The organism is Streptomyces sp. TAA040, assembly GCF_000424845.1.
This window is the reverse complement of record NZ_AUKR01000047.1, coordinates 1-9,322: the sequence shown is the minus strand read 5'-3', so window position 1 is coordinate 9,322 and position 9,322 is coordinate 1. Positions and strand designations below refer to the sequence as shown.

The window sequence follows — 9,322 nt, the reverse complement described above, 5'->3', positions numbered from 1 at the left end:
ACGTGATCACGAGCTTGGACGTCTTCGACGCCACCCCGGCCGAACTCGCCTCCTGGATCAGAGGTCACTGGGGCATCGAGAACCTCCTGCACCACGTCCGTGATCGGACCTTCCGCGAGGACGACTCCAAGGTCCGCACCGGACACCTGCCCCGTACCATGGCCGGCCTACGCAACCTCGCCATCAGCATCTTCCGGCAGAACGGCGACACCAACATCGCCGCCGCCCTCCGGCACACCGGCCGCGACCACCGGCGGCCTCTGACAGCTCTGGGCCTTACGTGATCAACCCGGACAGATCGCGATCACGCAATGACCTTGGTCCAGCAGCACCACGGCAGCCGGGCCCTCGCCGCGCTGTTCCAGAGCGGCGGCCACTCCGTGAGCGAGCGTGCCGCCGGAGGAGGAGCCGGCCAGGACGAGCGTCCGTCCGGGCAGTTCCCGGAGCAGTGCCGTCGCCTGGAAGTCCAGCAGGGCCGGCATGTCGGCGGGCAGTTCCTCCTCGGGGGTGAATCCGGGGGCGTTCAGGGCGGCGACGGCGTAGCGGTCCCGGAAGCGGGAGGCGAAGCGGGCGTACTGGTGGGCGCCGCCGAGGGCGACGACGGAGCCGAAGCAGACGAGTACGGGGGCGTCTGCGCGCTCGTTCAGGCGCACCAGCTGCGGGCTGGTGCTGGCGGTCGCGAGGGCGCTGCCGCTGTGGAAGGCCGGGCGCAGGACGGAGGCGTTCTTGATCAGGGCGATGCCCTCGTCGATCCGGCCGAGTGCGCAGGCCCGGCGGAACAGCACGCTCACCGGGTCGGCGGCGTCGGTGCCGGGTGCAGCGGCCCCGGTTCCGGTTGCCGTTTCGGTTCCGGTTGCCGTTTCGGTTCGGGTGGTGTCCTCCATCGGGGCCTCGGCGGCAAGGCGCGCCGCGAGCGCGGCGGGGGTGGCGCTGTCGAAGACGGCGGAGGGCCGCAACCGCAGTCCGGTGATGGCTGCCAGCCGGTTGCGGAGCTCGACCGCGGTCAACGAGTCGAATCCGACGGAGAGGAAGGGCGCCGTCGCCGACAGCGCCCCGGCGTCGGTGTGGCCGAGGACTTCGGCGGCCTGGGCGACGACGAGTTCGCACAGCACCAGCTCGCGTTCCTGTGCGTCGGCGGCGGTGTCGAGCCGGTGCCGCAACGCTGCGGCGGCGGTCGGCGTCCCCTTCGCTCCGGTCGTCGCGGTCGGGCTGCGCCGGATCACGGAGCGCAGCATCGGGTGCACCGGACCGCCGCCGCGCGCGCTGAGGTCGAGGTGGGCCAGGACGACGGGGCTCCCGTCTTCCGGCGGGGCGGCGCCCACGGCGCACACGGTGTCCAGCAGGGCCATGGCCTCCTCGTCGGAGAGGCCGCGGGCACCACGCCGGTCGATGCGCCGCCGTTCGGCGCCGCCGGGCTCCGCCGTCATCCCGCTCACCCGCTCCCAGGGCCCCCAGGCCAGGGACAGGCCGGGCAGCCCGATCCTTCGGCGTTCCGCCGTGAGGGCGTCGAGCGCGGCGTTGGCGGCCGAGTAGGACGCCTGGCCGGGGCTGCCCAGCACGCCCGCGGCGGAGGAGAAAACGACGAACGCCGAGAGGTCCGCTCCACGCGTCAGCTGGTCGAGGTGGCGGGCGGCGTCGAACTTGGGCCGTAGGACGGCGGCCATCCGCTCCCCGGTCAGCCCGTCCAGCAGGCCGTCGTCAAGCGCTCCGGCGGTGTGGACCACGGCGCACAGCGGATGGCGTTCGGGGACGGCCGCGAGGGCGGCGGCCAGTTGCTGACGGTCGGACACGTCACAGCTGACGGCCGCCAGTCCGGCTCCGGCCTCGGCCAGCTCCGCCGTCAGCTCCGGCACGCCGGGGGCGGCGGCGCCGCGGCGGCTCAGCACGAGGAGGTGGCGTACCCCGTGCACGGCGACCAGATGGCGCGCCAGGACGGCCGCGAGAGCGCCGCCGCCGCTCAGCAGTACCGTCCCCTCGGACGGCCCGAACGAACCCGGCGACGGGGTCACGGGGGCGGGGACGGCAGTGGTGGCCGACGGCCGTGTCAGGCGGGGCGCGTACAGGACGCCGCCGCGCAGGGCGGCCTGTGGTTCGCCCGTGGCGAGGAGGTCGGCAAGCGCGTCACCGAGACCGTCAGGGTCCGGCCCTTCGGTGTCCAGCAGCACGAACCGGTCGGGGTGTTCGAGCTGAGCGGCCCTGAGCATGCCCCAGACGGCCGCCGCGCCGAGGTCCGCCGGCTGTGGCTGCGCACCGAGCGGGCCGGTCGCACTCCGGGTGAGCACCACCAGGGGTGTACGGGCGGTGCTGTCGTCGGCCAGGTGGGCCTGGAGGCGTTCCAGGACCCCGGTCGCGACCACGCGCACCGCCTCGGGGTCCGTGTCCCGGGCGGGGGCGTCCCCGGTCGCACCGTCCGCAGTCACGGTGACGGCGGACGGGGGGCAGGTCAGCAGCACTGCGTCGGGTGTCGCGGACAGGGGTTCGGCGGGGAAGGCGACCGGCAGCAGCCGCTCGTCCCGCGGGCCGAGGAGGCCCCAGCGGGTGACCGGGCGCGGGCTGGGCCCGGCAGTGACCGGCGTCCAGCCGACGTGGAAGACGGAGCCGGAGGACGCTCGGAGTGCGGCGGTGGACGCCGTGCGCAGGGTGAGCGAGCCGACCGTCGCCACGGTACGCCCCGAGAGGTCGGTGATCCGCGCGGCGACGGCGTCGGGGCCGTCGGGGCTCAGCCGGACGCGCAGCACCGGGTCATCGGAGGTTTCGATCGCGACGCGCTGCCAGGAGAAGGGCAGGGGGACGCCGTCAGCGGGCCCCGCGGTCCCGGCGCTTTCGCGCAGACCGGCCGTCTGGAGGGCTGCGTCCAGGAGGGCCGGGTGCACTGCGAAGCCGTCCGCTCCGGTACCGGAGAGGTCATCGGGCAGGGCCACTTCGGCGTGGATCGCGTCCGTGGTACGCCAGGCGGCGCGCAGGCCCCGGAACGTCGGGCCGTAGGCGACGCCCCGGGCTTCGAGCAGCCCGTACAGTTCCTCCACGTCCAGGGGCACAGCGTCGGGCGGGGGCCACGCGCCGCCCGGTTCGGCCGTGTCGTCCCCGTCGGCTGAGGGGTCCCGGGGGCCGACCGTGCCGGTCGCGTGCCGGGTCCAGGGCCGGGCAGCGGCCCCGCGAGTGGCCTCGGGCCGGGAGTGGAACTCCACCGGGCGCCGCCCCGTGCCGTCCTCAGCCCCCACCCGTACGCGCAGTTGTACGGCGTGGTCGTCAGCGGCGTCGCCGGGCAGCAGCAGCGGGGCGGCGAGGGCCAGTTCCTCCACGAGAGCGCAGCCGAGGCGGCGGCCCACATGCGCGGCCAGCTCCACGAGGGCCACACCGGGCAGGAGCACGACTCCGGCCACGGCGTGGTCGACGAGCCAGGGGTGTGTGGCCAAAGCGAGCCGGCCGGTGAAGAGGGTGCCCGCGTCGTCGGGCAGTTCGACCTCGGCTCCGAGCAGCGGGTGGTCCACGGCGGACTGGCCGGTGGCCGCCGGGTCCCGGTCGGCCGGCAGGGCGTCGAGCCAGTAGCGGCGTCGCTGGAAGGCGTAGGTGGGCAGATCCGTCCACCGGGCGCCGGTTCCCGCGAACAGCCGCTCCCAGTCGACGTGCAGGCCCCGGACGTGCGCCTCGGCCAGGGCGAGTTGGAGTCGGCGGAGCCCTCCGGCCCCGCGCCGCAGGCTGTCGAGCACCAGCGTCCCCGGAGCGCCCGCGTCGGCGGCCGTGTCCTCGATCCCGTACATCAGTGCGGGCTGGGGGCTGGACTCGATGAAGACGCGGTGCCCGGCCGCGAGGAGCGAACGGGTCGCCCGCTCGAACTCGACGGTCTGCCGGAGGTTGCGGTACCAGTACTCGGCGTCCAGGACCTTCGTGTCCAGCAGGCCGCCGGTCACGCTGGAGTAGTACGGCACCGCACCCGAGAGGGGGGTGATGCCGTCCAGGTCGGACAGCAGGCGCTCGCGGATCTCCTCCACGTGCGGGGAGTGCGACGCGTAGTCGACTTCGACGGGACTCGCCCATACCCCTTCCGCCAGGAGTTCCTGCACCAGTGCCGTGACCGCGTCCGCGTCACCCGACACCACCGTCGACGACGGGCCGTTGACCGCGGCCACCGACAGCCGGCCCGCCCACGGAGCGGTGCGCTCCCGTGCCACGTCCACCGGCAACGGCACCGAGGCCATGCCACCACGGCCCGCCAGCACCGCCACCGCACGGGAACGCAACGCGACCACACGGGCCCCGTCGCCGAGGCTCAGGCCGCCCGCCACGCAAGCGGCCGCGATCTCGCCCTGGGAGTGGCCGACCACAGCGTCCGGAACGACCCCGAACGCACGCCACACCTCCGCCAGCGACACCATCACGGCCCACAACACCGGCTGCACCACGTCGACCCGCGCCAGCAGTCGCTCCGAGCCCAGCGCCTCCGTCAACGACCATTCGGTGTAAGGCGCCAGAGCCCGCCCGCACTCACTCATCCGTTCCGCGAACACCTCCGATTCGCCCAGCAGCCCCACTGCCATCCCCACCCATTGGGAGCCATGGCCCGGGAACACGAGCACCGGACGGCCCGGAAGCTGCCCACCGCCGGCCACCACGCCCGCCGAGCCCACGCCCCGTGACAGGGCGGCGACACCGGCCATCAGCTCGTCCCGGTCCGCCCCCACCACCACGGCGCGCTCCGCGAACCGCGAACGCCCCACCGCCAGCGAACGACCCACGTCCACCACGCTCAGACCTGGTTTCGCCGCCACCCGCTCGTGCAGCGCCGCCGCCTGCGCGCGCAGCGCATCCGGGGTACGCGCCGACAGTATCCAGGGGACGGCGGCGGGCACCGGTTCCGGTGTGGCGGACCGGTCAACCGGCACGTCGGTGGCCGCCGTTGCGCCGGCCGGGACGGTGGGGGCGGTGGGGGCCTGTTCGAGGACGACGTGGGCGTTGGTCCCGCTGGCGCCGAAGGAGGACACCCCGGTCCGGCGCGGCCGTCCCGTCTCCGGCCAAGCGGTGGCCTCGGTGAGCAGGGAGACGGCTCCCTCGGTCCAGTCGACGCGGGGCGAGGGGCGGTCGGCGTGCAGGGTGCGCGGCATCACGCCGTGCCGCATCGCCAGCACCGACTTGATCACCCCGCCGACTCCTGCGGCGGCCTGGGTGTGGGACAGGTTGGACTTCAGCGATCCCAGTCGCAGTGGACGCCCGGCGGGCCGGTCCTGCCCGTACGTGGCCATCAGCGCCTGGGCCTCGATCGGGTCGCCGAGGGTGGTACCGGTGCCGTGCGCCTCCACCATGTCCACCTCGGACGGGACGAGTCCGGCACGGGCGAGCGCCTGGCTGATGACGCGCTGCTGCGCGGGCCCGTTCGGGGCGGTCAGCCCGTTGCTGGCGCCGTCCTGGTTGACGGCCGAGCCGCGGATGACGGCCAGGACGGGATGCCCCGCGCGCTGGGCGTCCGAGAGCCGTTCCAGCAGGAGCAGTCCGAGGCCCTCCCCGAACCCGGCTCCGTCCGCCGTGGACGAGAAGGACTTGCTGCGCCCGTCGGGGGCCAGGCCGCGCTGGCGACTGAATCCGGCGTACAGGCCGGGGGTGGACATCACGGTGACCCCGCCGGCCAGGGCGAGGGTGGTATCGCCGGAGCACAGCCCCTGGCAGGCGAGGTGGACGGCGACCAGGGAAGACGAGCAGGCGGTGTCCAGGGTGACCGCCGGGCCTTCCAGGCCCAGGGTGTAGGCGATCCGGCCCGAGGCGACGCTGGGGATGGTACCGGTACCGAGGAAGCCTTCCACCTCGTCGGGCACCTGGTCGAGCCGGGACGCGTATTCGCTGTAGATCACTCCGGTGTAGACGCCGGTGCGGCTGCCGCGCAGAGTCGTCGGGTCGATGCCCGCGCGTTCCACCGCTTCCCAGGACGCTTCCAGCAGCAGCCGCTGCTGCGGGTCCATGGCAAGGGCCTCACGCGGGGAGATGCCGAAGAAGCCGGGGTCGAAGCCGGTCGCGTCGTGGAGGAAGCCGCCTTCACGGACGTAGAAGGTGCCGGGGGCGCCGGGATCGGCGTCGAAGCCGCCCTCGACGTCCCAGCCGCGGTCGGTGGGGAACGTCGAGACCGCGTCGCGTTCCTCCACCAACAGCTCCCACAGGTCTTCCGGGGTGCGCACGCCGCCGGGGTAGCGGCAGCTCATCGCCACGATGGCGACGGGCTCGGTGGAGTCGTCGCGGAGCCGTCGGTTCTCCCGCCGCAGGCGCTGGTTGTCCAGCAGCGAGGCACGCAGGGCGGCGACCACCTGGTCCGTGTCGGTGGGCATGAGGTTCGGCTTCTCCTTCTGCGGCTGTCGGTCAGTCACGTTCGCCGCCCAGAGCCATCCGGACGAGTGCGCCGACGGCCATGCCGTTGATGTCGTCGGCGGCGGGAGCCGGTGTCTCCGATCGGTCGGCGAGGTCCAGGAGCGCGTCGAGGAGGCCGGCCCGGCGCAGTGCGGCGGGTGGGATCGCGGCGAGCAGGGAGCTGATCTCGTGGTCCTCGCGGTCCGCCCGGCCCGGCATCCCGGCGGCCTTCCCGGTGGCGGCGAGGCTGCCCGGCCCGTCGGGTACCAGGCGCCCGGTGAGGTAGGCGGCGACGGCGGCCGGGGTGGGGTGGTCGAAGACCAGGGTCGCGGGCAGCCGGCGGCCGGTGGCGGCGCTGAGCCGGTTGCGGAGTTCGACGGAGGTGAGCGAGTCGAAGCCGAGGTCCTTGAACGCCTGGTCCGGGTCGATGCTCCCGGCTCCGCCGTGGCCCAGGATGTCGGCGCCCCGGCTCCGTACCAGGTCGAGCAGGGTGGCGACGCGTTCCTCCGGGGTGAGGGCGGTCAGCCGGCGGCGCAGCGAGTCCGCTTCGGCGGCGTCCGCCCCGGAGGCGGGGCGGCGTGCGGTGCCGGGTACCAGAGCGGAGAGCAGGGCCGGGACGGGTGCGGTCCGGGCCGCTGTCCGGAGCCGGCCGAGATCGATCTTGACCGGCACGAGCAGCGGTTCGTCCAGGGTGAGCGCGGCGTCGAACAGCGCCAGACCTTCTTCGCTGCCGATGGCCGCGGTGCCTCCCCGGGACATGCGCCGCAGGTCAGCGGCGGTGAGCGTACCGGTCATGGTGCTGCGGTGCGCCCACAGGCCCCAGGCGAGGGACTGGGCGGGCAGTCTCAGAGCCCGGCGATGCTGGGCGAGCGCGTCGAGGAAGGCGTTGGCGGCCGCGTAGTTGCCCTGCCCGGCGTTGCCGACCGTGGCGGACGCGGAGGAGAACAGGACGAAGGCCGACAGCGGCAGATCACGGGTGAGGGCGTGCAGGTTGAGAGCCGCGTCGACCTTGGGCCGCAGTACGTGGCGCATCCGCGCCGGGGTCAGCGACTCGACCGGCCCGTCGTCCAGGACGCCGGCCGCGTGGACGACTGCGCTCAGCGGACGGCCGGCGGGGATGCCTGCGAGCAAGGCGGCGAGCGCGTCCCGGTCGGCGACGTCGCATGCCTCTACGGCCACCCGGGTGCCGAGCCCGCGCAGCTCGGCGGCGAGGTCGGCCAGGCCCGGGGTGTCCGCGCCGCGCCTGCCGACGAGCAGCAGGTTCCGTACACCTTGCGCGGTCACGAGGTGCTGTGCCACCAGCCCGCCGAGCGCGCCGCCGGCCCCGGTGACAAGGACGGTTCCCCCGGGCGCGGCGATACCGGACGGTGTGTCCGGGTCCGCGAGCACGTCCGTGCCCGGGTCCGGGGCGATGGCGGCCCTGGTGAGACGGGCGGCGAGGAGTTGTCCGCCGCGTATCGCCAGTTGGGGTTCCGTTCCGGCCAGTGCCTGGGCCAGCAGGCCGGTCACGGCGGCCGGGTCGTCGGTGTCGATCAGCACGAAGCGGTCCGGATGCTCGGACTGGGCGGAGCGGACGAGGCCGCGGACCGCGGCGCCGGTGAGGTCGGTGACCTCCTCACCGGCTGCCGTGGAGACCGCGCCCCGGGTGACGAGTACGAGCCGGGTGCCGTCGTCCCACCGCGGGTCGGCCAGCCAGTCCTGGACGAGCCGCAGCGCATCGTCCAGTGCAGTGTGCACCGATGCGGCGTCGGGCATGGATGCGAGGTGCGGGGTGTGGTCACACCAGGCCAGCACCGCGGCGGGCGACGGCGCTCCCCCCTCCAGCGCGGCGCCGAGCGCGGCCAGGTCCGGATGGCTGTCCGGGAAGAATTCCCGGCCACCGAGGACGGCCCGGTGTCCGACGGGTTCGGCGGGTGCGGTATCGGGTGCCGCCGACCACCGCAGCCGGTAGAGGGAGTCCGGGCCGCCGACCGGGCGGAGGGCGTCGAGGTCGATCGGGCGGACGGCGAGCGCCTCGATCGACGTGACCGGGAGGCCGTTCGGGTCGGTCGCGTCGATCGACACCGATCCGTCCGGTCGGAGACCGAGGCGCACCCTGAGCGCGAGGGCTCCGGAGGCGTGCAGCCTGACTCCGCTCCAGGAGAACGGCAGTCCGGCGGACGGCCGGTCCAAACCCGGTTCGGTCTCCGGCTGAGCGAACAGGAACAGTCCCTGGAGGGCAGCGTCCAGGAGGGCCGGGTGCATGCCGAAGGCGGAGCCGGACCGGTGCTGGTCCCCAGGCAGGCGTACCTCAGTGAAGATCTCGTCGCCGCGGCGCCAGGCACTGGTGACCCCGCGGAAGGCGGGTCCGTAGCCGTACCCCGAGTCGTGGAACCGCTCGTACAGGTCATCGACGGGGATCGGGACGGCGCCCGGCGGGGGCCAGGAGCCGGCGTCGTCGGGTACGGGTGCGGGCAGCGGCTTGCGGATCGTGGCGTCGGCGGTGAGTACGCCGGTGGCGTGCGCGGTCCAGTGCGGGGGCGTCGCGTCCTCGCGGCAGGAGAACAGGTCCACGGAGCGGCTGCCGTGTGCGTCCGCGGCGCCGACCCGCACCTGCAGTCGGACGGCGGTGTCGGCGGGCATCAACAGCGGTGACTGGAGAGTCAGTTCCTCCACCGTGTGGCATCCGGCCTCGTCCGCGGCGCGCACGGCAAGTTCCGCGAAGGCCGCGCCGGGCAGCAGGACCGTACCGGCCACGGCGTGGTCGGCGAGCCAGGGGTGGGTACGCAGCGACAACTGGCCGCTGAGTAGCAGTTCACCCGTGTCTGCCAGCTCGACGGCCGCTCCGAGGAGGGGGTGGTAGGCCGGGTCGAGCCCGGCCGAGCCCACGTCGGCAGCCGTGATGGGCGCCGGCTCGGGCCAGTAGCGGTTGCGCTGGAAGGCGTATGTCGGCAGTGCGACGCGCCGCGCCCCCGGGAACGCCCCCGACCAGTCCACCCCCAGCCCGCGCTCC

Annotated in this window: 2 protein-coding genes and 1 pseudogene; 1 reads left to right on the top strand and 2 read right to left on the bottom strand. The window is 74.4% G+C overall.

The features are described from left to right. Positions 1 to 284, top strand: a pseudogene (locus H300_RS0121250) (ISAs1 family transposase); the annotation flags it as partial. Here H300_RS0121250 and H300_RS28475 read toward each other — a convergent pair. After that, a complete protein-coding gene (locus tag H300_RS28475) occupies positions 285 to 6,311 on the bottom strand; it encodes an SDR family NAD(P)-dependent oxidoreductase (protein WP_486583987.1) in 6,027 nt (2,008 codons plus the stop codon). A gap of 31 nt (positions 6,312 to 6,342) precedes the next feature. Further along, positions 6,343 to 9,322: type I polyketide synthase (locus H300_RS0121240; protein WP_028428994.1), on the bottom strand; the 2,980-nt coding region annotated here is incomplete at its 5' end.

Bases quoted from the DNA above. Each gene is read 5' to 3' on its own strand.
- H300_RS28475 (WP_486583987.1), bottom strand. From the start codon at position 6,311: ATGCCCACCGACACGGACCAGGTGGTCGCCGCCCTGCGTGCCTCGCTG.